The organism is Escherichia sp. MOD1-EC5495, assembly GCF_002965965.1.
In the GTDB taxonomy this organism is placed as follows: Bacteria; Pseudomonadota; Gammaproteobacteria; order Enterobacterales; family Enterobacteriaceae; genus Escherichia; species Escherichia ruysiae.
Window position 1 is genome coordinate 131,941 of the sequence record NZ_PTRI01000010.1, and the last position, 22,871, is coordinate 154,811.

General features: G+C 51.7%; 26 protein-coding genes and 1 pseudogene. 19 read left to right on the plus strand and 8 right to left on the minus strand.

All coding sequences use genetic code 11. The features are described 5' to 3' along the window. Positions 1–232: 232 nt before the first annotated feature. On the minus strand, positions 233–1,414 hold the full coding sequence (tsgA, locus tag BEG40_RS10305; protein WP_000185241.1) for an MFS transporter TsgA: 1,182 nt from the start codon (positions 1,412–1,414) through the stop codon (positions 233–235). A gap of 264 nt (positions 1,415–1,678) precedes the next feature. Between tsgA and ppiA the strand changes: the two genes are divergently transcribed. The 5 genes from ppiA to argD all read left to right on the plus strand — a co-directional run bounded on the left by ppiA (position 1,679) and on the right by argD (position 5,016). Next, positions 1,679–2,251 carry a peptidylprolyl isomerase A gene (ppiA, locus tag BEG40_RS10310; RefSeq protein ID WP_000477213.1) on the plus strand — a complete coding sequence of 191 codons (573 nt, stop codon included), beginning with the start codon at positions 1,679–1,681 and terminating at the stop codon, positions 2,249–2,251. Positions 2,252–2,355: 104 nt separating this feature from the next. Further along, positions 2,356–2,523 carry a FicA/YhfG family antitoxin gene (ficA, locus tag BEG40_RS10315; RefSeq protein ID WP_000736855.1) on the plus strand — a complete coding sequence of 56 codons (168 nt, stop codon included), beginning with the start codon at positions 2,356–2,358 and terminating at the stop codon, positions 2,521–2,523. Beyond that, on the plus strand, positions 2,513–3,115 hold the full coding sequence (locus BEG40_RS10320; protein ID WP_105285364.1) for a putative adenosine monophosphate-protein transferase Fic: 603 nt from the start codon (positions 2,513–2,515) through the stop codon (positions 3,113–3,115). Before ficA ends, BEG40_RS10320 begins: the two co-directional genes overlap by 11 nt. Before the next feature lie 31 nt (positions 3,116–3,146). Continuing rightward, positions 3,147–3,710: an aminodeoxychorismate synthase component 2 gene (pabA, locus tag BEG40_RS10325; protein WP_105285365.1), complete on the plus strand. Its 564-nt coding sequence runs from the start codon at positions 3,147–3,149 to the stop codon at positions 3,708–3,710. 85 nt (positions 3,711–3,795) lie between these two features. Continuing rightward, positions 3,796–5,016 carry a bifunctional acetylornithine/succinyldiaminopimelate transaminase gene (gene argD, locus BEG40_RS10330; protein WP_105285366.1) on the plus strand — a complete coding sequence of 407 codons (1,221 nt, stop codon included), beginning with the start codon at positions 3,796–3,798 and terminating at the stop codon, positions 5,014–5,016. 91 nt (positions 5,017–5,107) lie between these two features. Here the strand turns inward: argD and BEG40_RS10335 are convergent, their stop codons facing one another. Both BEG40_RS10335 and crp read right to left on the minus strand, forming a co-directional pair. After that, complete coding sequence (locus BEG40_RS10335; RefSeq protein WP_123058464.1) at positions 5,108–7,198, minus strand: YccS/YhfK family putative transporter; 2,091 nt, start codon at positions 7,196–7,198, stop codon at positions 5,108–5,110. A gap of 50 nt (positions 7,199–7,248) precedes the next feature. Then, positions 7,249–7,881: a cAMP-activated global transcriptional regulator CRP gene (crp, locus tag BEG40_RS10340; RefSeq protein ID WP_000242755.1), complete on the minus strand. Its 633-nt coding sequence runs from the start codon at positions 7,879–7,881 to the stop codon at positions 7,249–7,251. Between the two features lie 301 nt (positions 7,882–8,182). On the opposite strand from crp, the gene BEG40_RS10350 reads away from it, so the two are divergent. Next, positions 8,183–8,587 (plus strand): OsmC family protein, encoded by a 405-nt coding sequence (locus BEG40_RS10350; protein ID WP_060773156.1) that lies wholly within the window; start codon positions 8,183–8,185, stop codon positions 8,585–8,587. A gap of 54 nt (positions 8,588–8,641) precedes the next feature. On the opposite strand, the gene BEG40_RS10355 is transcribed toward BEG40_RS10350, so the two are convergent. Genes BEG40_RS10355 through BEG40_RS10370 form a run of 4 tightly spaced genes read right to left on the minus strand, consistent with a single transcriptional unit; the run spans position 8,642 to position 12,712 of the window. Continuing rightward, the gene (locus BEG40_RS10355; RefSeq protein WP_001274700.1) at positions 8,642–9,511 is read right to left on the minus strand and encodes a phosphoribulokinase; all 870 of its coding nucleotides are present in this window, start codon (positions 9,509–9,511) and stop codon (positions 8,642–8,644) included. 53 nt (positions 9,512–9,564) lie between these two features. Then, positions 9,565–9,783, minus strand: a complete 219-nt coding sequence (locus tag BEG40_RS10360; RefSeq protein WP_000907085.1) for a YheU family protein — start codon at positions 9,781–9,783, stop codon at positions 9,565–9,567. Next, positions 9,777–10,799, minus strand: a complete 1,023-nt coding sequence (locus tag BEG40_RS10365; protein WP_105285368.1) for a hydrolase — start codon at positions 10,797–10,799, stop codon at positions 9,777–9,779. Before BEG40_RS10365 ends, BEG40_RS10360 begins: the two co-directional genes overlap by 7 nt. Further along, on the minus strand, positions 10,799–12,712 hold the full coding sequence (locus BEG40_RS10370) for an ABC transporter ATP-binding protein (RefSeq protein ID WP_105285369.1): 1,914 nt from the start codon (positions 12,710–12,712) through the stop codon (positions 10,799–10,801). Before BEG40_RS10370 ends, BEG40_RS10365 begins: the two co-directional genes overlap by 1 nt. A 130-nt stretch (positions 12,713–12,842) precedes the next feature. On the opposite strand from BEG40_RS10370, the gene kefG reads away from it, so the two are divergent. The 4 genes and pseudogenes from kefG to slyD all read left to right on the plus strand — a co-directional run bounded on the left by kefG (position 12,843) and on the right by slyD (position 16,089). Further along, entirely contained in the window at positions 12,843–13,394 is a 552-nt protein-coding gene (kefG, locus tag BEG40_RS10380) for a glutathione-regulated potassium-efflux system ancillary protein KefG (protein WP_010349567.1), read from the plus strand. Further along, positions 13,394–15,194, plus strand: a pseudogene (kefB, locus tag BEG40_RS10385) (glutathione-regulated potassium-efflux system protein KefB). Before kefG ends, kefB begins: the two are co-directional and overlap by 1 nt. Before the next feature lie 9 nt (positions 15,195–15,203). Continuing rightward, positions 15,204–15,404 carry a YheV family putative zinc ribbon protein gene (locus tag BEG40_RS10390; protein ID WP_001007730.1) on the plus strand — a complete coding sequence of 67 codons (201 nt, stop codon included), beginning with the start codon at positions 15,204–15,206 and terminating at the stop codon, positions 15,402–15,404. A 94-nt stretch (positions 15,405–15,498) separates the two neighbouring features. Next, positions 15,499–16,089, plus strand: coding sequence for a peptidylprolyl isomerase (slyD, locus tag BEG40_RS10395; protein WP_000861334.1), 591 nt, complete (start codon positions 15,499–15,501; stop codon positions 16,087–16,089). A gap of 48 nt (positions 16,090–16,137) precedes the next feature. On the opposite strand, the gene BEG40_RS10400 is transcribed toward slyD, so the two are convergent. After that, positions 16,138–16,356 carry a protein SlyX gene (locus BEG40_RS10400; RefSeq protein ID WP_001153620.1) on the minus strand — a complete coding sequence of 73 codons (219 nt, stop codon included), beginning with the start codon at positions 16,354–16,356 and terminating at the stop codon, positions 16,138–16,140. A gap of 219 nt (positions 16,357–16,575) precedes the next feature. Here BEG40_RS10400 and fkpA point away from each other — a divergent pair, with 219 nt between their 5' ends. From fkpA to BEG40_RS10445, 9 genes are all read left to right on the plus strand, one after another. After that, a complete protein-coding gene (gene fkpA, locus BEG40_RS10405; protein WP_000838278.1) occupies positions 16,576–17,388 on the plus strand; it encodes an FKBP-type peptidyl-prolyl cis-trans isomerase in 813 nt (270 codons plus the stop codon). A 167-nt stretch (positions 17,389–17,555) separates the two neighbouring features. Next, positions 17,556–18,278: a helix-turn-helix transcriptional regulator gene (locus BEG40_RS10410; protein WP_010357572.1), complete on the plus strand. Its 723-nt coding sequence runs from the start codon at positions 17,556–17,558 to the stop codon at positions 18,276–18,278. Further along, positions 18,278–18,664: a sulfurtransferase complex subunit TusD gene (gene tusD, locus BEG40_RS10415; protein WP_001209682.1), complete on the plus strand. Its 387-nt coding sequence runs from the start codon at positions 18,278–18,280 to the stop codon at positions 18,662–18,664. Before BEG40_RS10410 ends, tusD begins: the two co-directional genes overlap by 1 nt. After that, positions 18,664–19,023 carry a sulfurtransferase complex subunit TusC gene (gene tusC / locus BEG40_RS10420; protein ID WP_000820726.1) on the plus strand — a complete coding sequence of 120 codons (360 nt, stop codon included), beginning with the start codon at positions 18,664–18,666 and terminating at the stop codon, positions 19,021–19,023. The genes tusD and tusC overlap by 1 nt, the downstream gene beginning before the upstream one ends. Positions 19,024–19,030: 7 nt before the next feature. Beyond that, on the plus strand, positions 19,031–19,318 hold the full coding sequence (gene tusB / locus BEG40_RS10425; RefSeq protein WP_000903389.1) for a sulfurtransferase complex subunit TusB: 288 nt from the start codon (positions 19,031–19,033) through the stop codon (positions 19,316–19,318). Positions 19,319–19,443: 125 nt separating this feature from the next. Beyond that, positions 19,444–19,818 (plus strand): 30S ribosomal protein S12, encoded by a 375-nt coding sequence (gene rpsL / locus BEG40_RS10430; protein WP_000246815.1) that lies wholly within the window; start codon positions 19,444–19,446, stop codon positions 19,816–19,818. A 96-nt stretch (positions 19,819–19,914) separates the two neighbouring features. Continuing rightward, complete coding sequence (gene rpsG, locus BEG40_RS10435) at positions 19,915–20,385, plus strand: 30S ribosomal protein S7 (RefSeq protein WP_001138043.1); 471 nt, start codon at positions 19,915–19,917, stop codon at positions 20,383–20,385. A gap of 96 nt (positions 20,386–20,481) precedes the next feature. Further along, positions 20,482–22,596 carry an elongation factor G gene (gene fusA / locus BEG40_RS10440; RefSeq protein ID WP_000124700.1) on the plus strand — a complete coding sequence of 705 codons (2,115 nt, stop codon included), beginning with the start codon at positions 20,482–20,484 and terminating at the stop codon, positions 22,594–22,596. A 70-nt stretch (positions 22,597–22,666) separates the two neighbouring features. Continuing rightward, positions 22,667–22,871 (plus strand): GTP-binding protein (locus BEG40_RS10445; protein WP_000031659.1); only part of this gene is annotated, 205 nt, incomplete at its 3' end.

Genomic DNA, 22,871 nt, shown 5'->3' on the forward strand with positions numbered 1-22,871 from the left:
CTACCTTAACGATTCAGCAACCCCACTTATTGATGCAAATCAAATTCATCTTTATATACTCCTTAAGAGGTATATTGCTGATTTGTATAAATATTCTTAAGTCACGGAATTGTCTGACATTTCATGTTTGTGCAAAAAACAGACAAAATAAAAGCATTTATAGAGATGAAGGCTCGTTGCGGGAGATGAGAGGAAAAAGCCGGACGGCAAAAGTGCCGCCCGGCATTGGCAATTAATGAGAGGTCAGGGTGTTGTGCTGACGGTGACGGCTGACAAAACCTAACAGGAAGCACATCACGAATACCACAGCGTACAGACCGTTTGCAGTGAGCAGCGCCGCCTGTGGACCGCTATGCTCTACGATCGGGCCAGTAACCACAAAGGTCAGCATGGTGCCGATGGTTCCACAGGTGAGTACGAAGTTAACCAGTTTTGGCGACGGCACTTTTGTCTGCTGGGAACCCAGAGTGATGATGGTGGTATAGATTGCGCTGGAGAAGAAGCCCAGAGCAAGAATAGACCACGCCATATGCGCTGGTGTTCCGGTGTTAAAGACATACATCAGAATCGCAGCCAGGCCTGCCAGCACGGTCAGAATACGTTGCAGGTCAAAGAAACGCAGAATAAAGCTGAACGCCCACATGCCGACCATGTACGACATCCAGAAGTTGCTCACCAGCGTACCCGCATCGTTCAGGCTCATGCCCAGACCTTTGGCGTACTCTGGCACCCAGGAGATAAAACCTAACTGACCGAGGATGTAGCACAGCGCAGCAATCGAGAGAAACAGCACGCCGATCCCCCACTTTTCTTTCGCTACCGGAGCGTCAGCTTTTGGCGCATGTTTGCCCAGCGCCGGGAACTCACAGCCGAAGGTCAGAATAAAAATAGCGACGTACACAAGCCCGATGCAGGCATAAACCCAGTACCACTCAATGCTGCGCGCCAGCAGAAATGCGGCGATCATCGGGAAAATCATCCCTGCCATACTGAAGAAGGAGTCGGTAAACAGCAGACGGGAACCGCGCTGGCGCCCTTCATACATTTGCGTTACCAGGAATGTACCAATCGACATGGTGATACCGCTGACCACCCCGAGGATGAACATCGCCGCCGAGAACAGCGCCAGGCTGTGGCTGAACATCAAACCGGCAACCGCCAGCACCATCAGGAGAAAGCCAAAACGTAACTGCGTTTTCAGCGGGACAATTTCCATCAGCCAGGCGTTGAGGAAGATAGAGATTAAAATGCCGGCATTGAGGAAGGTGAAGGTGTTACTCATACTGGAAACAGGCAGATTGAAATAATCGGCGATATTTCCCATCACCATCCCGGTGACAATAACCAACGCACCGGTCAGTGCGTAGGAAAGAAAGCTAATCCATGTGAGCTTGATGCGATTGCTGTTAGTCATGATTGGCCTGCGTTAAAAGATAAAATGGCATAGTGGATATGCTGCGAGCGGGGGATTTTAGGTGATTTTGTGATCTGATTAAATATTTAATTGCAAACGGTTGCTAATTTGCAATATTTAAAGTGATTCTGATCACAAAATAAAAGTGATCATCAGGTTACATATATTTCAAGTACGTAAAATTAGGTAAAGGAATGGCCTTGTCATTGAAGGCTATTTAGAATCTCTCCACTTGCTTTTTCTCTGCTCTGTTAAGGAAATCTCATGTTCAAATCGACCCTGGCAGCTTTCGTAGCTGTTTTCGCTCTTTCTGCTCTCTCACCCGTAGCAATGGCAGCGAAAGGGGATCCGCACGTATTGTTAACAACCTCTGCTGGTAATATCGAACTGGAGCTGGATAGCCAGAAAGCACCGGTATCAGTGCAAAACTTTGTCGATTATGTGAACAGTGGTTTTTATAACAACACCACCTTTCACCGCGTTATCCCTGGCTTTATGATTCAGGGCGGTGGATTTACCGAGCAGATGCAGCAGAAAAAACCAAATCCGCCAATCAAAAATGAAGCTGATAACGGTCTGCGCAATACGCGCGGCACTATTGCTATGGCGCGTACTGCGGACAAAGACAGCGCAACCAGTCAGTTCTTTATCAACGTGGCCGACAATGCCTTCCTCGACCACGGTCAGCGTGATTTCGGCTACGCCGTCTTTGGTAAAGTGGTGAAAGGTATGGACGTTGCCGATAAGATTTCCCAGGTGCCGACTCATGACGTTGGTCCATACCAGAATGTGCCGTCAAAGCCAGTAGTTATCCTTTCTGCTAAAGTCCTGCCGTAACGATTTCTCGCGCGGGCAATCTTGCCCGCGCTTCTGCTCTTCCGGCGTAACCCGGATTTGCCGCTTATACTTGTGGCAAACGGACACGTTCAGGGAGGCATTAAGTGAAGAAACTCACCGATAAGCAAAAGTCCCGCCTCTGGGAGCTTCAGCGTAATCGTAATTTTCAGGCCAGCCGTCGTCTCGAAGGTGTTGAGATCCCTTTGGTGACACTGACTGCCGCTGAGGCTTTGGTGCGCCTTGAAGAGCTAAGGAGGCACTATGAGCGATAAATTCGGCGAAGGGCGCGACCCGTATCTCTATCCTGGCCTCGATATCATGCGTAATCGGCTGGATATCCGCCAACAGCAGCGGCTGGAGCAGGCGGCTTACGAAATGACGGCGCTGCGTGCCGCGACCATTGAGCTTGGTCCATTGGTGCGTGGTTTACCGCATTTGCGTGCTATTCATCGCCAGCTGTATCAGGATATTTTCGACTGGGCGGGGCAACTGCGTGAAGTCGATATTTATCAGGGAGATACACCGTTCTGCCACTTTGCCTATATTGAAAAAGAGGGCAATGCCCTGATGCAGGATCTGGAGGAAGAAGGTTATCTGGTCGGTCTTGAGAAAGCGAAGTTCGTCGAGCGGCTGGCGCACTACTATTGTGAAATCAATGTCCTGCATCCATTCCGTGCAGGAAGTGGTCTGGCACAGCGGATCTTCTTCGAGCAACTGGCGATTCATGCGAGTTATCAACTGAGCTGGCAGGGTATCGAAAAAGAGACCTGGAATCAGGCTAATCAGAGTGGGGCTATGGGCGATCTCTCTGCGCTGCAGACGATATTTAGCAAAGTGGTAAGCGAAGCCGGGGAATCTGAGTAAAATAGCGCGGTTCTTTCGTACCGGAGCCGCCATGATCCTGCTTATTGATAACTACGATTCTTTCACCTGGAACCTCTACCAGTACTTTTGTGAACTGGGGGCGGATGTGCTGGTTAAGCGCAACGATGCGTTGACGCTGGCGGATATCGACGCCCTAAAGCCGCAGAAAATTGTCATCTCGCCAGGCCCCTGTACGCCCGATGAAGCCGGGATCTCCCTTGAGGTTATTCGCCACTACGTCGGGCGCTTGCCGATTCTTGGCGTCTGCCTCGGTCATCAGGCAATGGCACAGGCATTTGGCGGCAAAGTTGTGCGCGCCGCAAAGGTTATGCACGGCAAAACCTCGCCGATTACACATAACGGTGAGGGCGTATTTCGGGGGTTGGCAAATCCACTTACCGTGACACGCTACCATTCGCTGGTGGTGGAACCTGGCTCATTACCAGCGTGTTTTGAAGTGACTGCCTGGAGTGAAACCCGCGAGATTATGGGGATTCGCCATCGCCAGTGGGATCTGGAAGGGGTGCAGTTCCATCCGGAAAGTATTCTCAGCGAACAAGGGCATCAACTGCTGGCTAATTTCCTGCATCGCTGATTTCTGATTGCCATTTAGTGATTTTTTATGCATATTTTGTGATTATAATTTCACATTGGTTTATGCGTAACAGGGTGATCATGAGATGGCAACTGAACAAACAGCAATTACACGCGCGACTTTCGATGAAGTGATCCTGCCGATTTATGCACCGGCAGAGTTTATTCCGGTAAAAGGTCAGGGCAGCCGAGTCTGGGATCAACAGGGCAAGGAGTACGTCGATTTCGCGGGTGGCATTGCGGTTACGGCATTAGGCCATTGCCATCCGGCGCTGGTGGAAGCGTTAAAAACCCAGGGGGAAACGCTATGGCATATCAGCAATGTTTTCACCAATGAACCGGCGCTGCGTCTCGGGCGTAAGCTGATCGAGGCAACCTTTGCCGAACGCGTGGTGTTTATGAACTCCGGGACGGAAGCCAACGAAACCGCCTTTAAACTGGCACGTCATTACGCTTGCGTGCGCCATAGCCCGTTCAAAACCAAAATTATTGCCTTCCATAACGCCTTTCATGGACGCTCGCTGTTTACCGTCTCGGTAGGCGGGCAGCCGAAATATTCCGACGGCTTTGGGCCAAAGCCGGCAGACATCATCCACGTTCCCTTTAACGATCTCCACGCAGTGAAAGCAGTGATGGATGATCACACCTGCGCGGTAGTTGTTGAGCCGATTCAGGGCGAGGGCGGCGTGACGGCGGCGACGCCAGAGTTTTTGCGGGGCTTGCGTGAGCTGTGCGATCAGCATCAGGCATTATTGGTGTTTGATGAAGTGCAGTGCGGGATGGGGCGCACCGGTGATCTGTTTGCCTATATGCACTACGGCGTGACGCCGGATATTTTGACCTCAGCGAAAGCGTTAGGCGGCGGCTTCCCGATTAGCGCCATGCTGACCACGGCGGAGATTGCTTCTGCGTTTCATCCTGGTTCTCACGGTTCCACTTACGGCGGTAACCCGCTGGCCTGTGCGGTTGCGGGCGCGGCCTTTGATATCATCAATACCTCTGAAGTGCTGGAAGGCATTCAGGCGAAACGCCAGCGTTTTGTTGATCATTTGCAGAAGATAGATCAGCAGTACGATGTGTTTGGCGATCTTCGCGGTATGGGGTTGTTGATTGGCGCCGAGCTTAAGTCACAGTACAAAGGTCGGGCGCGCGATTTCCTTTATGCGGGCGCAGAGGCTGGCGTAATGGTGCTGAACGCCGGGACAGATGTGATGCGTTTTGCACCATCGCTGGTGGTGGAAAATGCGGATATCGATGAAGGGATGCAGCGTTTTGCCCGCGCGGTGGCGAAGGTGGTTGGGGCGTAATAAGACGTGTCATCGTCGCATCAGGCAAAGCATGTCGGATGCGGCGTAAACGCCTTATCCGACCTACGGTTTGCTTCTGGCAATGATGATATTACGCCTTCGAATCCCGCAACTTGCGACTCAGCCAAATCCCGTGATGCGGTCGCTGCCGCCATGCCATCGACGAAATGGTGTGCATTGTATTCAGATGGCCAATAACGCGTTGTAAATGCTGCTCCAGCGTGCCAGACGCGCCTTCGTGTGGCAGCATCTCTGGCGAGTCTATGATATTGGCGTCACCAGAACTACCCGGTTCATCATATTCCAGGCGCTGCTGACAGCGTTGAATAGCGATTTCACAAGACTGCAAATATTCCTGCGCCAGTTCCGGCGGTAATGTCCGGTGCTCCCGCGCCAGCGTGGTCATGGCATTAATATGCTCAACAATAAACTGACTATGCGTTACCCACAGTTTCATATCTGCCAGATAATGGCTGTTAAACGCCGGTTCCTGCATCGCCTGGTTCAATGAGTTATACAAGGTGTTATGCGCCTGATTAACCCGCATTCGTTGCCAGGCTAGTGGCGTAGGTTGCGGATCTTTACTGAGGATCAGACGAATGGCCTCCTGGTAAGTTTCTAAGGCATCATGGGCGTTCTTGCGCAATAAGCCGCTCTGCCATTGCGGCCACAGCCAAACTGTGCCGCCGAAGGCAATCAGACAGCCGATGATAGTATCGATAAGACGGGGGATGATGTACTGCTCACCATTCAGCCATAACAGTTGCAGGGTATATACAGCGGTAATGGTAAAACCGACCGTCGCCCAGCCGTAGTTTTTGCGCAATATCAGGTAACTGGCGAGCGTGGTGAAAAGCATCAGCGTCAGGGTGTAACCCTCAGGGATTTTAAAGTGCAGCGCAACGCCTGCAATAATTAATCCAACCACGGTTCCCACAGAACGATTCACAATCCGCAGGCGAGTAGCGCCATAACCATTTTGCGTCACCAGCAATACCGTCATTAGTATCCAATAGGATTTCGGCAGATGCAGCGCGGTGCCCATCAGACTGGCAATGCTTAACATCACACTCAGTCGTCCGGCATTACGCAGTGCTGGCGATTTCAGGGAAAGATAGCTTTTCAGCGCCGGGAGTAACGGCATTCGGCGCTGTTTATCTGCCAGTAAGTCACGGGCATAGAGTGGTTTTTGCGTTCGCAGCACGCGGGCGATGCGGCTGAAATGCCAGTAGCAGAATTGCCCCACAGGGTTATCCGGATGTTGGCGGGCGATTTTTTCCAGTGCGCCAATTTGCTTTTCCATCGTAAAACGCGTCGGCAGGCGATGATAAAGAATGTCATCAGCCAGCACGCGCAGGCGAGCGGCGACGGTTTGCGCATTCCAGCGGATAACTTCCTCCGCATGGCTACGCTCGACCAGCTTTTGCACCTCTTCCGGCTGATGCAAACTGACCGAAATGTGTTCCTGTAAATCCAGCGCCTCCTGGAAAATGCGCAGCATCCGCTTGTAATCGGTATTATTTTGCGCGGAAAGCATATGCATTTGCTGATAGCACTGGGTAATTAAATCGACCGCTTTTTGCTGGCGTTCCAGCAGCGGTGGCAACGCTTTTTCAGGATCGGTGTGCTGGGTAAGCAGGCTGTATTTGGCTTCGCAATAATCTGCCAGTTCACGGTACAGCAGGCTAAGGGACTCGCGTAGCGGTTGTTCGCGCCAGAGCCAGAACCAAAACCAGTTAAACAGCCCATACCAGAGTGTACCTAACGCATAGATGAGCAATGGTTCCCAGACGGGCATGTATCCCGCCAGACTTAAGGTAAAAATAGCTGCCAGCAGTGATGCGGGAAGTAATTTTGCGTGTAATGGCCCTAACTCGGCAGTAACGCCAAGTATCAACGTTAACCCCGTCAGCAGAAATGGCAGGGGGATATCTTTTTCCAGCAGTAGTTGTGTTAGCAAGCTGCAGGTGGCAAACAGCGACGCACCAATAATTAAACGTTTGAAAAAACGTTTATGGGGAGTATCAAGCCCCGCAATATTGCAACAGGCGGGGACGAGGGAAAAGAGCAGCCCGAGTCTTAATTCGCCAAGCAATAGACCAACGGCCACGGGCAAACATAGCACCAGCGTTTGTCGTAGTGCATAGTTGATATCGGGATGATAAATCAGTCTGCGCCACATCGGGTTAAACAAAATGGCGCGCTACTCAGTAACGCGCCACTCCGACGGGATTAACGAGTGCCGTAAACGACGATGGTTTTACCGTGTGCGGAGATCAGGTTCTGATCTTCCAGCATCTTCAGAATGCGCCCCACGGTTTCACGAGAACAGCCAACAATCTGACCGATTTCCTGACGGGTAATTTTGATTTGCATACCGTCAGGGTGAGTCATGGCATCCGGTTGTTTTGCCAGATTCAGCAGAGTCTGTGCAATGCGACCCGTTACATCGAGGAACGCCAGGTTACCCACTTTCTCTGAAGTGACTTGCAGACGACGCGCCATCTGTGCGGAGAGACGCATCAGAATATCCGGGTTTACCTGAATTAATTGGCGGAATTTTTTGTAGGAAATTTCAGCCACTTCACAGGCGGTTTTCGCACGTACCCATGCGCTACGTTCCTGGCCTTCTTCAAACAGGCCCAGTTCGCCAATGAAATCACCCTGATTCAGATAAGAGAGGATCATTTCTTTACCCTCCTCGTCTTTGATCAGCACTGCCACAGAGCCTTTAACGATGTAGTACAGCGTTTCCGCTTTTTCACCCTGGTGAATAAGCGTGCTCTTGGATGGGTACTTATGAATGTGGCAATGAGACAAGAACCATTCGAGAGTCGGGTCTGTTTGCGGTTTGCCAAGCACCATGCGCGGTTATCCTCTGTTATAAGCTTTCTCCAGAGCCAGAAAACGCCGCTGTCTCTGGATTGCCGAAATGTGCTTCCCGCTACCTGGGAAGGGGCTATCAACTGAACTGCACGGTAATGTGACGTCCTTTACATACATGCAGTACATCAATGTATTACTGTAGCATCCTGACTGTTTTAGCATAGCTTTCGCGTTGTGTCTCCTGGTGTCTCGCTTCAGCATGACCCAGGTCGCCTTCCGTTGCGCGATTTGGTCAGTACGCGTACTCTGTCAGGAAAATTGACGCAGTGGAGTAGCAAAAATGCAAGCGCGAGTGAAGTGGGTCGAAGGGTTAACCTTTCTGGGCGAGTCCGCCTCTGGTCACCAGATTTTAATGGATGGCAACTCTGGCGATAAAGCGCCAAGTCCGATGGAAATGGTGTTGATGGCGGCAGGTGGCTGTAGCGCAATTGATGTGGTTTCTATCCTGCAAAAAGGGCGTCAGGATGTGGTCGATTGTGAAGTAAAATTGACCTCTGAACGCCGCGAAGAGGCACCACGCCTGTTTACGCACATTAATCTGCATTTTATCGTCACCGGTCGTGACCTGAAAGACGCAGCGGTTGCGCGTGCGGTCGATCTCTCAGCCGAGAAGTATTGCTCAGTCGCGTTGATGCTGGAAAAAGCGGTGAATATTACTCACTCGTATGAAGTGGTTGCCGAGTGATTTAACTATCCCGTGGTGAAGCCGGAGAGTATTTTATCCGGCTTAATAGCAGAGTTACTCGATTTTTTTCCCTTCCATCAGTCGTTGCACCAGCGGCAGCATAATTAACTCCATTGCCAGACCCATTTTGCCGCCCGGCACCACTAATGTATTGATGTGGGAAATGAACGAGCCTTGCAGCATCGCCAGCAGCCAGGGGAAATCGATTCCCTCCAGATTACGAAAATGGATTACCACAAAGCTTTCATCCAGCGATGGGATGCCTTTTGCGGCGAAGGGGTTTGAGGTGTCAACGGTGGGGACGCGCTGGAAGTTAATATGGGTGCGAGAAAACTGCGGTGTGATGTAGTTGATATAGTCTTCCATTGAGCGAACTACCGAGTCCATCACCGCTTCTCGCGAGTGCCCGCGCTCGCCGGTATCGCGAATGAGTTTTTGAATCCACTCCAGGTTAACGATAGGCACTACACCAACCAGTAAATCCACATGCTGCGCGACGTTATGTTGTGGTGTGACCACGCCGCCGTGCAAACCTTCATAAAACAGCACATCGGTGGGTTCTGGCAGCGCCTGCCACGGGGTAAACGTACCAGGCACCTGATTCCACGGTACGGCTTCGTCGTAGGTATGCAGATATTTGCGAGATTTCCCTTTGCCGCTCTGGCCGTATTCAATGAAGGTTTGTTCCAGCAGGCCGAAGTCGTTAGCTTCGGGGCCGAAGTAGCTGATATGCCGTCCTGCATCGCGCGCCTTGCGGATCGCCATGTCCATTTCCGGGCGGGTGTAGCGGTGAAAGCTGTCGCCTTCTACCTCGGCTGAGCGCAGATTTAACTGCGCGAATATTTTACGAAACGCGAGGCTGGTGGTGGTGGTTCCCGCGCCGCTGGACCCTGTTACTGCAATGACCGGATGTTTGGCAGACATAGTAACTCCATGACTTAGCTATCATTATTATCTCGTCCGCCGACGGTTGCAGGCTATTCGCGAAACTGACTGCGCGGCATAATATTGACCGTTTCGTGCAGCTCCGACCATACCAGCACCGCTTCTCCGCACTGTAGCTGGCGTTTGACGTCGGCGACTTTCTGTTCAAGTGTACGCTCATGTTCACCATAATCGGTGCCTTCACGTAACACAAAGCTTTCAATTAAATTTTCCAGCGTTTCGGGGGAGAGGTCTTGCCACGGAATCAACATGATTTCGCCTCCAGATACGTTGTTAACCAGTCAGGAATGCGTGACTCCAGCCACATTTGCGGATGAAGTAATGTACCGCCAATAAAGCCAACATGACCGCCATGTTCCGTCAGTTGATACTCCACCTGCGGGGGGAGACTTTCTGGTTTCGGGATCACCTGATGATCCATAAACGGATCGTCTTTGGCGTGAATAATCAGCGTGGGTTTGGCGATCCGGTTCAGCATCGGCATGGCGCTACACTGACGATAATAGTCGATAGCGTCAGCGTAGCCGTGAATTCTGGCGGTGATTAGATCGTCAAATTCACGGATGCGACGTACCGATTTTAACTGCGCGAGATTAATCGGCAGTGTTCCGGGGTAGGCTGCCAGCTTACGCGCAGCATTGGCTTTTAACAGGTTCAGCAAGTAACGCTGATAAACGCGGGAAAAGCCCTTTTCCATATGATAGCTACAGGCTTCCAGCATAAACGGCGCAGAGACAATCACCGCCGCATCAACCGGGAGATCATTGCCTTCTTTTGCCAGCAAACAGGCCAGCATATTACCGCCGAGCGAATAGCCGACGGCAGCCGTTGGCGCGTGACCAAACTCGCGTTGCAGCCAGCGTAAAAACCAACTGGCGTCTTCGGTTTCGCCCGAATGGTAAATGCGGTGCATCCGGTTTGGTTCACCGCTGCAACCGCGAAAATGCATCACCACGCCCAGCCAGCCGCGCTTTTGCGCTGCCTCGATCAGACCATGCGCATAAGGGCTATTGAGGCTGCCTTCGAGACCGTGGAAGACCACCAGACGTGGTTTATGCTGCGCCTGTGCGGGATCTTCACTCCACGCGAGATCGACAAAATCACCGTCGGGCAACTCCAGTCGCTGCCAGTGCGGGGTGAATTTCACCTGACGACGAAACAGACGCGGCAGCATGGTTTGGAGATGGCAATTGCTGAAACCGCGCATAGGGGTGAATTCAGCACTGCTGCTGAATTCATTGGCATCGGTCGTCGTTATCTGCGCCATCAGTTGCTTTGGCCTTCCAGCAGCATCTGTTCTAGTTGCTCCTGGGCTTCCAGCCACGCCATTTCGCACTCTTCCAGCCCTGATTTGGCGCTGGCTTGTTGTTGCAGGCAGGCGGTCAGTTCTGCTTTACGGCTCTGGTCGTACAGTTCGCTATCGCCGAGTTTCTCTTCCGCCTGCGCCAGCTGTGCGTTCAACTTCTCCATCTCTTTTTCCAGACGGGCGATCTCTTTACGCAGTGGCTGGGTTTGCGCACGCAGCTCCGCTTCCCGACGCTTCTGATCTTTACGTGCCTGGGCGCTGTTAGCGTTATCTTTGGGTGTTTCGTCGGCCTGGTTTTCCTGCTTTTGTACGTTGCTTAACCACTGTTGATAATCTTCCAGGTCGCCGTCGAACGGTTCGACTTTACGATCGTGAACCAGATAGAGATCGTCAGTGGTGGAACGCAGTAAATGGCGGTCGTGCGAAACGACAACCAGCGCGCCTTCAAACTCGATTAACGCTTCGGTTAGTGCCTGGCGCATGTCGAGGTCAAGGTGGTTAGTCGGTTCGTCGAGTAGCAGCAGATTCGGACGCTGCCAGACGATTAAAGCCAGCACCAGGCGCGCTTTTTCCCCACCAGAGAAGCGGCGCGTTTCTTCCGTCACTTTATCGCCCTGGAAACCAAAGCCGCCGAGGTAGTCACGCAGTTTTTGTTCCAGTTCCTGCGGTGCTAAACGTGCCAGATGTTGAATAGGCGATTCGTCGGCGCGCAGGTATTCCAGTTGATGCTGGGCGAAGTAGCCGAGCTTGATCCCTTTAGCCAGACCAATTTCACCGCTGACAGGCGCAAGTTCACCGGCTAACAGTTTGATTAATGTTGATTTACCTGCGCCGTTGCGGCCTAGCAGACCAATGCGCGAGCCGGGGACCAGATTCAGTTTAATCGAGTCGAGAATAATGCGATCGCCATAGCCTGCGCTGACCTTTTCCATCTTCAGTAACGGATTTGGCAGGCTTTCCGGCGCGCGGAAGCTAAAGCGGAACGGATTGTCGACGTGCGCGGGGGCAATCAGCTCCATACGCTCCAGCATCTTAATGCGGCTCTGGGCCTGCTTCGCTTTGGTGGCTTTGGCACGGAAACGATCGATATAACTTTGCAGATGTGCCACGCGTTCCTGCTGGCTTTCATACATCGCTTGTTGCTGCGCCAGACGGGTGGCGCGCTGTACTTCAAACGAACTGTAGTTGCCGGTGTACTCGAACATGCTTTGTTGTTCGATATGAATAATTTTATCGACGATTGGATCGAGGAAGTCACGGTCGTGGGAGATCAGGATCAGCGTGCCCTGATAGCTCTTCAGCCATTTTTCCAGCCAGATAACGGCATCGAGATCGAGGTGGTTCGTCGGTTCGTCGAGCAGCAGCAAGTCTGAACGGCAAATCAGCGCCTGAGCGAGGTTAAGACGCATACGCCAGCCACCGGAGAAATCACTCACCGGGCGCTCCAGTTGTTCGTTGCTGAAACCGAGGCCGTGCAGCAGGCTGGCGGCGCGGGAACGAATACTCCACGCGTCGATAGCATCCAGCTTGCCATGAATGGTGGCGATGGCGTGCCCGTCGTTACGTTCGTTGGCGTCATGCAACTGTGCTTCCAGTTGGCGATATTCGCGGTCGCCATCAATGACATATTCCAGCGCAGGTTGCGGTAGCGCCGGTGTTTCCTGATTCACCCACGCCAGTTGCCAGTTACCAGGAAAGGTGTAGCTGCCGCCGTCGGCGCTGATTTCATGTTTCAGCAGTGCCAGCAGGGTAGATTTACCGCAGCCGTTTTTACCCACAAGACCCACTTTCTGGCCGGGGTTGATGGTGGCGGTGGCATTATCCAGCAGGACGCGCACGCCGCGACGAATTTGTAACGAGGAGAAAACAATCATAAGGCGCCGTATGTTCAGACTATGTTAACTTATCATTATGATAATGTAATGTATGGGCGAGCTGCCGCACCGGGCGCAATGGTAGCCCAAAACAGCGACTATACACAAAAACCATACCGGGAGGGGGATGATGTCTCAGCCAGCGAAAGTTTTGCTGCTGTATGCCCATCCGGAATCTCAGGACTCGGTGGCAAACCGGGTACTGCTTAAACCGGCCACGCAGCTCAGCAATGTTACCGTGCACGATCTTTACGCGCACTATCCCGACTTTTTTATTGATATCCCCCGTGAGCAGGCATTACTGCGCGGGCACGAGGTGATTGTTTTTCAGCATCCTCTTTATACCTATAGCTGCCCGGCGCTACTGAAAGAGTGGCTGGACCGGGTATTAAGCCGTGGTTTTGCCAGTGGGCCGGGAGGAAATCAATTGGCGGGAAAGTACTGGCGCAGCGTGATCACCACCGGTGAGCCGGAAAGTGCTTACCGTTATGACGCACTGAATCGCTACCCGATGAGCGATGTTCTACGCCCCTTTGAACTGGCGGCGGGCATGTGCCGAATGCATTGGTTAAGCCCCATCATTATTTACTGGGCGAGACGGCAAAGCGAGCAGGAGCTGGCGAGTCACGCCAGAGCCTACGGTGACTGGCTGGCAAATCCGCTGCCCCCAGGAGGCCGCTGATGGAAGGTTCCGATTTTTTACTCGCAGGAGTGCTGTTTCTCTTCGCGGCTGGGTATTGGCGCTGTGTTGGGATATTTGCTGGCAGGGATTGCGATTGGCCCGTGGGGGCTTGGGTTTATTAGCGACGTCGATGAGATCCTCCACTTTTCGGAACTCGGCGTGGTATTCCTGATGTTTATCATCGGGCTTGAGTTGAACCCCTCCAAGCTCTGGCAATTGCGGCGCTCGATTTTTGGCGTAGGCGCGGCGCAGGTGCTGTTAAGTGCGGCGTTGCTGGCGGGATTATTGATGCTGACGGATTTCGCCTGGCAGGCGGCGGTGGTCGGTGGCATTGGGCTTGCGATGTCATCAACTGCAATGGCGTTGCAATTGATGCGTGAAAAAGGGATGAATCGTAGTGAATCCGGGCAGCTCGGGTTTTCGGTTCTGCTGTTTCAGGATCTGGCGGTGATCCCTGCGCTGGCGTTAGTGCCGCTGCTGGCGGGATCGGCAGACGAACATTTCGACTGGATGAAGGTCGGCATGAAGGTGCTGGCATTTGTCGGCATGTTGATTGGTGGGCGCTATTTGCTGCGTCCGGTATTCCGCTTTATTGCGGCTTCTGGCGTTCGGGAAGTGTTCACCGCCGCGACGCTGCTGCTGGTGCTGGGTTCTGCGTTGTTTATGGATGCGCTGGGGCTGTCTATGGCGCTCGGTACGTTTATTGCGGGCGTGCTGCTGGCGGAAAGCGAATATCGCCATGAACTGGAAACGGCTATCGATCCGTTTAAGGGCTTGTTGCTCGGGCTATTTTTTATCTCCGTCGGGATGTCGCTTAACCTCGGGGTGCTTTATACCCATCTGCTGTGGGTAGTGATAAGCGTGGTCGTGCTGGTGGCGGTGAAAATTCTCGTGCTGTATCTGTTAGCGCGCCTGTATGGCGTGCGCAGTTCTGAGCGGATGCAGTTTGCTGGCGTTCTGAGTCAGGGCGGTGAGTTTGCCTTTGTGCTCTTTTCTACCGCTTCTTCACAACGCTTATTCCAGGGCGACCAGATGGCGCTGTTGCTGGTGACGGTAACGCTTTCCATGATGACCACGCCGCTGCTGATGAAGCTGGTGGATAAATGGCTATCCCGCCAGTTTAACGGAACGGAAGAAGAAGATGAAAAACCGTGGGTCAACGATGATAAACCGCAGGTCATTGTCGTGGGCTTTGGGCGTTTTGGTCAGGTGATTGGTCGTTTACTGATGGCGAATAAAATGCGCATTACCGTACTGGAGCGGGATATCAGCACCGTACTGGAGCGGGATATCAGCGCCGTTAACCTGATGCGCAAATATGGCTACAAAGTTTATTACGGCGACGCCACGCAGGTAGATCTTTTACGTTCTGCGGGTGCAGAGGCCGCAGAGTCTATCGTCATCACCTGTAACGAGCCGGAAGACACCATGAAGCTGGTGGAAATATGCCAGCAGCACTTCCCGCATTTGCATATTCTTGCGCGAGCGCGCGGACGTGTCGAAGCACATGAGTTATTACAAGCAGGGGTGACACAGTTTTCCCGTGAAACATTCTCCAGTGCGTTAGAGCTGGGGCGCAAGACGTTAGTGTCGCTAGGTATGCATCCACACCAGGCGCAGCGGGCACAACTGCATTTTCGTCGCCTGGATATGCGAATGCTGCGGGAACTCATCCCGATGCACGCTGATACCGTACAAATTTCTCGCGCCAGGGAAGCCCGACGCGAACTGGAAGAGATTTTCCAGCGTGAAATGCAACAAGAACGACGCCAAATGGATGGCTGGGATGAATTTGAGTAGAGGGTGAAGATGGCAATCCGAAAACGTTTTATTGCTGGCGCGAAATGTCCAGCCTGTCAGGCGCAAGACTCAATGGCGATGTGGCGCGAAAATAATATTGATATTGTTGAATGTGTTAAGTGTGGGCATCAGATGCGTGAAGCCGATAAAGAAGCCCGCGATCACGTTCGCAAAGATGAGCAAGTGATTGGGATTTTTCATCCGGACTAGCGATATGCGCCGAGTTTTTTTAAGCTAGTGAGTACACGGCAGCAGAATTCCGATACAATCTGCGCCACTATTCTTCCCATGCTCAGGAGATATCATGAAAGTAGCAAAAGACCTGGTGGTCAGCCTGGCCTATCAGGTACGTACAGAAGACGGTGTGTTGGTTGATGAGTCTCCGGTGAGTGCGCCGCTGGACTACCTGCATGGTCACGGTTCCCTGATCTCTGGCCTGGAAACGGCGCTGGAAGGTCATGAAGTTGGCGACAAATTTGATGTAGCTGTTGGCGCGAACGACGCTTACGGTCAATACGACGAAAACCTGGTGCAGCGCGTTCCTAAAGACGTATTTATGGGCGTTGATGAACTGCAGGTAGGTATGCGTTTCCTGGCTGAAACCGACCAGGGCCCGGTGCCGGTTGAGATCACTGCGGTTGAAGACGATCACGTCGTGGTTGATGGTAACCACATGCTGGCGGGGCAGAACCTGAAATTCAACGTTGAAGTTGTGGCGATTCGCGAAGCGACCGAAGAAGAACTGGCTCATGGTCACGTTCATGGCGCGCACGATCATCACCACGATCACGACCATGACGGTTGCTGCGGTGGTCATGGCCACGATCACGGTCATGAACACGGTGGCGAAGGCTGCTGTGGTGGTAAAGGTAACGGCGGTTGCGGTTGCCACTAATACCGTAAAGGTATCAAAAAAGCGGGACTTACCCGCTTTTTTTTCGCCTTAATAATGCGGCGGTGGCGTTTCTTCAGCCTGCGATGCGATGTTCGACGGCTGGCTGGCTTTTAACTTCTCGGTCAGCAGACGCAGATGATCGCGCAGTTTTGCCATCTCCATTTCATGAGCGGTCACCGTGACGTTCAGTTCTTCAATGGTGATTTCCTGAAAAGCCAGTCGGCTCTCCAGCTCTGCCAGGCGTGCTTCCATTGATAAATCCTGCATGGTTCACCTCTTTGGTCGAATGATCGCTGCGGATTCTACTTAACTTTGCTGCCAGAGACAGCACTCATTTCGCGACATCGAAACTAATTTAAACAAAAAGAGTCTGAAAATAGATGATAATAGGGCGTGTCTGTATGTAGATTTATCCGACAACGCTTTATAGTACCTTTCTGATAATAGTTAACCCTGGGGTGAGATGCCCCGATCCTGGAGATATGGATGAAATCACTGTTTAAAGTAACGCTGCTGGCGACCACAATGGCCGTTGCCCTGCATACACCAATTACTTTTGCTGCCGAAGCGGCGAAACCTGCTACAACTGCTGACAGCAAAGCAGCGTTCAAAAATGACGATCAGAAATCAGCTTACGCACTGGGTGCTTCGCTGGGTCGTTACATGGAAAATTCACTGCAAGAACAAGAAAAGTTGGGCATTAAGCTGGATAAAGATCAGCTGATCGCTGGTGTCCAGGATGCGTTTGCTGATAAGAGCAAACTTTCCGATCAAGAGATCGAACAGACTCTGCAAGCATTTGAAGCTCGTGTGAAGTCTTCTGCCCAGGCGAAGATGGAAAAAGACGCGGCTGATAACGAAGCTAAAGGTAAAGAGTACCGCGAGAAATTTGCCAAAGAGAAAGGTGTGAAAACCTCTTCGACTGGCCTGGTTTATCAGGTAGTAGAAGCCGGTAAAGGCGAAGCACCGAAAGACAGCGATACTGTTGTAGTGAACTACAAGGGTACGCTGATCGACGGTAAAGAGTTCGATAACTCTTACACCCGTGGTGAACCGCTCTCTTTCCGTCTGGACGGCGTGATCCCAGGCTGGACCGAAGGCCTGAAGAACATCAAGAAAGGTGGCAAGATCAAATTGGTTATTCCACCAGAGCTGGCTTACGGTAAAGCGGGCGTTCCGGGGATCCCACCAAACTCTACTCTGGTATTTGACGTAGAGTTGCTGGATGTGAAACCAGCGCCGAAGGCTGATGCGAAGCCAGAAGCCGATGCGAAAGCCGCAGATTCTGCTAAAAAATAAGCATTAAGAACCGCCGCCTGACCAGGCGGCGGTTTTTTTTATTACAGGCCGGATATAATTAGTGCTGGAAAGCGGAACCTCCGCTGTATTAATTTAGTTACCCGCATCATTAATGAGCCTGCCCTGAAAAGTTAACGACAGGCTCCTGAAAAGGAGTGTTTTTTTTCATGTCCAGGTCGCTTTTAACCAACGAAACCAGTGAGTTGGATTTACTGGATCAACGTCCTTTCGACCAGACCGATTTTGATATTCTGAAATCCTACGAAGCTGTGGTGGACGGGTTAGCGATGCTCATTGGCTCCCACTGTGAAATCGTTTTGCACTCTTTGCAGGATTTAAAATGTTCAGCCATTCGTATTGCCAACGGTGAACATACAGGCCGGAAGATTGGTTCGCCGATTACCGATCTGGCGCTGCGTATGCTGCACGATATGACGGGGGCGGATAGCAGCGTTTCTAAATGCTATTTTACTCGCGCCAAAAGCGGTGTCTTAATGAAGTCCCTGACTATCGCCATTCGTAACCGCGAACAGCGTGTAATTGGTCTGCTGTGCATCAATATGAATCTTGATGTTCCCTTCTCGCAGATCATGAGTACCTTTGTGCCGCCAGAAACCCCGGACGTCGGTTCAAGCGTCAACTTTGCGTCTTCTGTTGAAGATCTGGTCACCCAAACGCTGGAGTTCACCATTGAAGAAGTGAATGCCGATCGCAATGTTGCCAATAACGCTAAAAATCGCCAGATCGTGCTGAATCTTTACGAGAAAGGGATCTTCGATATTAAAGACGCGATCAACCAGGTGGCTGACCGTCTGAACATCTCCAAACACACTGTCTATCTCTACATCCGCCAGTTCAAGAGCGGTGATTTCCAGGGGCAAGATAAGTAATGCGTTTTGCCATCGTGGTGACCGGGCCAGCATACGGTACGCAACAGGCGAGTAGTGCCTTTCAGTTTGCGCAGGCGCTGATAGCAGAAGGCCATGAGTTAAACAGCGTCTTTTTCTATCGGGAAGGGGTCTATAACGCTAACCAATTGACCTCTCCGGCAAGTGATGAATTTGACCTTGTGCGCGGCTGGCAACAACTGAATACACAACATGGCGTGGCGCTGAATATTTGCGTGGCGGCAGCATTGCGTCGCGGTATCGTCGATGAAACTGAAGCTGGAAGACTCGGTCTGGCATCTGCAAATCTCCAGCCGGGCTTTACCTTAAGTGGCCTTGGCGCTCTGGCTGAAGCCTCGCTGACCTGTGACAGGGTGGTACAGTTCTGATGAAACGAATTGCGTTTGTTTTTTCTACTGCACCTCATGGTACAGCTGCTGGTCGTGAAGGATTGGATGCTTTATTGGCGACTTCCGCATTAACTGACGAACTCGCCGTCTTCTTTATTGCCGATGGCGTTTTTCAGCTTCTGCCAGGGCAAAAGCCCGATGTGGTGTTGGCGCGTGATTATATCGCAACCTTTAAACTGCTGGGGCTGTATGACATTGAACAGTGCTGGGTTTGTGCGGCTTCACTGCGTGAACGTGGGTTAGATCCCCAGACACCCTTTGTTGTAGAAGTCACTCCGCTCGAAGCAGAAGCATTGCGTCGGGAACTCGGCAACTACGATGTTATTTTGAGATTTTGAGGCGTACATGCTGCATACATTACATCGCTCACCCTGGCTGACGGATTTTCCTGCGCTGCTGCGTCTGCTCAGTGATGGGGATGAACTGCTGTTATTGCAGGATGGCGTCACTGCCGCAGCTGATGGTAACCGCTACCTTGAAAGTTTGCGTAATGCCCCCATTAAGGTCTATGCCCTGAACGAAGACCTCATCGCTCGTGGTTTGGTTGGTCGAATTTCGAACGATATCACTCCCATTGACTATACTGATTTCGTCAGACTTACGGTTAAGCACACCAGCCAGGTCGCCTGGTAACGGTGGGATCGTTGTATATTTCTTGACACCTTTTCGGCATCGCCCTAAAATTCGGCGTCCTCATATTGTGTGAGGACGTTTTATTACGTGTTTACGAAGCAAAAGCTAAAACCAGGAGCTATTTAATGGCAACAGTTAACCAGCTGGTACGCAAACCACGTGCTCGCAAAGTTGCGAAAAGCAACGTGCCTGCGCTGGAAGCATGCCCGCAAAAACGTGGCGTATGTACTCGTGTATATACTACCACTCCAAAAAAACCGAACTCCGCACTGCGTAAAGTATGCCGTGTTCGTCTGACTAACGGTTTCGAAGTGACTTCCTACATCGGTGGTGAAGGTCACAACCTGCAGGAACACTCCGTGATCCTGATCCGTGGCGGTCGTGTTAAAGACCTCCCGGGTGTTCGTTACCACACCGTACGTGGTGCGCTTGACTGCTCCGGCGTTAAAGACCGTAAGCAGGCTCGTTCCAAGTATGGCGTGAAGCGTCCTAAGGCTTAATGGTTCTCCGTTAAGTAAGGCCAAACGTTTTAACTTAAATGTCAAACTAAACTCGTAGAGTTTTGGACAATCCTGAATTAACAACGGAGTATTTCCATGCCACGTCGTCGCGTCATTGGTCAGCGTAAAATTCTGCCGGATCCGAAGTTCGGATCAGAACTGCTGGCTAAATTTGTAAATATCCTGATGGTAGATGGTAAAAAATCTACTGCCGAATCTATCGTATACAGCGCGCTGGAGACCCTGGCTCAGCGTTCTGGTAAATCTGAACTGGAAGCATTCGAAGTAGCTCTCGAAAACGTGCGCCCGACTGTCGAAGTTAAGTCTCGCCGCGTTGGTGGTTCTACTTATCAGGTACCAGTTGAAGTCCGTCCGGTTCGTCGTAATGCTCTGGCAATGCGTTGGATCGTTGAAGCTGCTCGTAAACGCGGTGATAAATCCATGGCTCTGCGCCTGGCGAACGAACTTTCCGATGCTGCAGAAAACAAAGGTACTGCAGTTAAGAAACGTGAAGACGTTCACCGTATGGCCGAAGCCAACAAGGCGTTCGCACACTACCGTTGGTAATCCCTTCGGAGTTTTAGTCACCAGGCGGGCGCTTCCAGTAAGCAGCCCGCTTTGGGCTACTTAAATTGAACGCCTAAAAGATAAACGAGGAAACAAATGGCTCGTACAACACCCATCGCACGCTACCGTAACATCGGTATCAGTGCGCACATCGACGCCGGTAAAACCACTACTACCGAACGTATTCTGTTCTACACCGGTGTAAACCATAAAATCGGTGAAGTTCATGACGGCGCTGCAACCATGGACTGGATGGAGCAGGAGCAGGAACGTGGTATTACTATCACTTCCGCTGCGACTACTGCATTCTGGTCTGGTATGGCTAAGCAGTATGAGCCGCATCGCATCAACATCATCGACACCCCGGGGCACGTTGACTTCACAATCGAAGTAGAACGTTCCATGCGTGTTCTCGATGGTGCGGTAATGGTTTACTGCGCAGTTGGTGGTGTTCAGCCGCAGTCTGAAACCGTATGGCGTCAGGCAAACAAATATAAAGTTCCGCGCATTGCGTTCGTTAACAAAATGGACCGCATGGGTGCGAACTTCCTGAAAGTTGTTAACCAGATCAAAACCCGTCTGGGCGCGAACCCGGTTCCGCTGCAGCTGGCGATTGGTGCTGAAGAACATTTCACCGGTGTTGTTGACCTGGTGAAAATGAAAGCTATCAACTGGAACGACGCTGACCAGGGCGTAACCTTCGAATACGAAGATATCCCGGCAGACATGGTTGAACTGGCTAACGAATGGCACCAGAACCTGATCGAATCCGCAGCTGAAGCTTCTGAAGAGCTGATGGAGAAATACCTGGGTGGTGAAGAACTGACTGAAGCAGAAATCAAAGGTGCTCTGCGTCAGCGCGTTCTGAACAACGAAATCATCCTGGTAACCTGTGGTTCTGCGTTTAAGAACAAAGGTGTTCAGGCGATGCTGGATGCGGTAATTGATTACCTGCCATCCCCGGTTGACGTACCTGCGATCAACGGTATCCTGGACGACGGTAAAGACACTCCGGCTGAGCGTCACGCAAGTGATGACGAGCCGTTCTCTGCACTGGCGTTCAAAATCGCTACCGACCCGTTTGTTGGTAACCTGACCTTCTTCCGTGTGTACTCCGGTGTGGTTAACTCTGGTGATACCGTACTGAACTCCGTGAAAGCTGCACGTGAGCGTTTCGGTCGTATCGTTCAGATGCACGCTAACAAACGTGAAGAGATCAAAGAAGTTCGCGCGGGCGACATCGCTGCTGCAATCGGTCTGAAAGACGTAACCACTGGTGACACCCTGTGTGACCCGGATGCGCCGATCATTCTGGAACGTATGGAATTCCCTGAGCCGGTAATCTCCATCGCAGTTGAACCGAAAACCAAAGCTGACCAGGAAAAAATGGGTCTGGCTCTGGGCCGTCTGGCTAAAGAAGACCCGTCTTTCCGTGTATGGACTGACGAAGAATCTAACCAGACCATTATCGCGGGTATGGGCGAGCTGCACCTCGACATCATCGTTGACCGTATGAAGCGTGAATTCAACGTTGAAGCGAACGTAGGTAAACCGCAGGTTGCTTACCGTGAAACTATCCGCCAGAAAGTTACCGATGTTGAAGGTAAACACGCGAAACAGTCTGGTGGTCGTGGTCAGTATGGTCATGTTGTTATCGACATGTACCCGCTGGAGCCGGGTTCTAACCCGAAAGGCTACGAGTTCATCAACGACATTAAAGGTGGTGTAATCCCTGGCGAATACATCCCGGCCGTTGATAAAGGTATCCAGGAACAGCTGAAAGCAGGCCCGCTGGCAGGCTACCCGGTAGTAGACATGGGTATTCGTCTGCACTTCGGTTCTTACCATGACGTTGACTCCTCTGAACTGGCGTTTAAACTGGCTGCTTCTATCGCCTTTAAAGAAGGCTTTAAGAAAGCGAAACCAGTTCTGCTTGAGCCGATCATGAAGGTTGAAGTAGAAACTCCGGAAGAGAACACCGGTGACGTTATCGGTGACTTGAGCCGTCGTCGTGGTATGCTCAAAGGTCAGGAATCTGAAGTTACTGGCGTTAAGATCCACGCTGAAGTACCGCTGTCTGAAATGTTCGGATATGCAACTCAGCTGCGTTCTCTGACCAAAGGTCGCGCATCATACACTATGGAATTCCTGAAGTATGATGAAGCGCCGAGTAACGTTGCTCAGGCCGTAATTGAAGCCCGTGGTAAATAAGCCTAAGGGTTAATACCAAAGTCCCGTGCTCTCTCCTGAAGGGGAGAGCACTATAGTAAGGAATATAGCCGTGTCTAAAGAAAAATTTGAACGTACAAAACCGCACGTTAACGTTGGTACTATCGGCCACGTTGACCACGGTAAAACTACTCTGACCGCTGCAATCACCACCGTACTGGCTAAAACCTACGGCGGTGCTGCTCGTGCATTCGACCAGATTGATAACGCGCCGGAAGAAAAAGCTCGTGGTATCACCATCAACACTTCTCACGTTG

Excerpts from the sequence above, each read along its gene's own strand:
- tsgA (WP_000185241.1), bottom strand. The coding sequence starts at position 1,414 with ATGACTAACAGCAATCGCATCAAGCTCACATGGATTAGCTTTCTTTCC.
- ppiA (WP_000477213.1), top strand. The coding sequence starts at position 1,679 with ATGTTCAAATCGACCCTGGCAGCTTTCGTAGCTGTTTTCGCTCTTTCT.
- BEG40_RS10320 (WP_105285364.1), top strand. The coding sequence starts at position 2,513 with ATGAGCGATAAATTCGGCGAAGGGCGCGACCCGTATCTCTATCCTGGC.
- pabA (WP_105285365.1), top strand. The coding sequence starts at position 3,147 with ATGATCCTGCTTATTGATAACTACGATTCTTTCACCTGGAACCTCTAC.
- argD (WP_105285366.1), top strand. The coding sequence starts at position 3,796 with ATGGCAACTGAACAAACAGCAATTACACGCGCGACTTTCGATGAAGTG.
- BEG40_RS10335 (WP_123058464.1), bottom strand. The coding sequence starts at position 7,198 with ATGTGGCGCAGACTGATTTATCATCCCGATATCAACTATGCACTACGA.
- crp (WP_000242755.1), bottom strand. The coding sequence starts at position 7,881 with ATGGTGCTTGGCAAACCGCAAACAGACCCGACTCTCGAATGGTTCTTG.
- BEG40_RS10350 (WP_060773156.1), top strand. The coding sequence starts at position 8,183 with ATGCAAGCGCGAGTGAAGTGGGTCGAAGGGTTAACCTTTCTGGGCGAG.
- BEG40_RS10355 (WP_001274700.1), bottom strand. The coding sequence starts at position 9,511 with ATGTCTGCCAAACATCCGGTCATTGCAGTAACAGGGTCCAGCGGCGCG.
- BEG40_RS10360 (WP_000907085.1), bottom strand. The coding sequence starts at position 9,783 with ATGTTGATTCCGTGGCAAGACCTCTCCCCCGAAACGCTGGAAAATTTA.
- BEG40_RS10365 (WP_105285368.1), bottom strand. The coding sequence starts at position 10,799 with ATGGCGCAGATAACGACGACCGATGCCAATGAATTCAGCAGCAGTGCT.
- BEG40_RS10370 (WP_105285369.1), bottom strand. The coding sequence starts at position 12,712 with ATGATTGTTTTCTCCTCGTTACAAATTCGTCGCGGCGTGCGCGTCCTG.
- kefG (WP_010349567.1), top strand. The coding sequence starts at position 12,843 with ATGTCTCAGCCAGCGAAAGTTTTGCTGCTGTATGCCCATCCGGAATCT.
- BEG40_RS10390 (WP_001007730.1), top strand. The coding sequence starts at position 15,204 with ATGGCAATCCGAAAACGTTTTATTGCTGGCGCGAAATGTCCAGCCTGT.
- slyD (WP_000861334.1), top strand. The coding sequence starts at position 15,499 with ATGAAAGTAGCAAAAGACCTGGTGGTCAGCCTGGCCTATCAGGTACGT.
- BEG40_RS10400 (WP_001153620.1), bottom strand. The coding sequence starts at position 16,356 with ATGCAGGATTTATCAATGGAAGCACGCCTGGCAGAGCTGGAGAGCCGA.
- fkpA (WP_000838278.1), top strand. The coding sequence starts at position 16,576 with ATGAAATCACTGTTTAAAGTAACGCTGCTGGCGACCACAATGGCCGTT.
- BEG40_RS10410 (WP_010357572.1), top strand. The coding sequence starts at position 17,556 with ATGTCCAGGTCGCTTTTAACCAACGAAACCAGTGAGTTGGATTTACTG.
- tusD (WP_001209682.1), top strand. The coding sequence starts at position 18,278 with ATGCGTTTTGCCATCGTGGTGACCGGGCCAGCATACGGTACGCAACAG.
- tusC (WP_000820726.1), top strand. The coding sequence starts at position 18,664 with ATGAAACGAATTGCGTTTGTTTTTTCTACTGCACCTCATGGTACAGCT.
- tusB (WP_000903389.1), top strand. The coding sequence starts at position 19,031 with ATGCTGCATACATTACATCGCTCACCCTGGCTGACGGATTTTCCTGCG.
- rpsL (WP_000246815.1), top strand. The coding sequence starts at position 19,444 with ATGGCAACAGTTAACCAGCTGGTACGCAAACCACGTGCTCGCAAAGTT.
- rpsG (WP_001138043.1), top strand. The coding sequence starts at position 19,915 with ATGCCACGTCGTCGCGTCATTGGTCAGCGTAAAATTCTGCCGGATCCG.
- fusA (WP_000124700.1), top strand. The coding sequence starts at position 20,482 with ATGGCTCGTACAACACCCATCGCACGCTACCGTAACATCGGTATCAGT.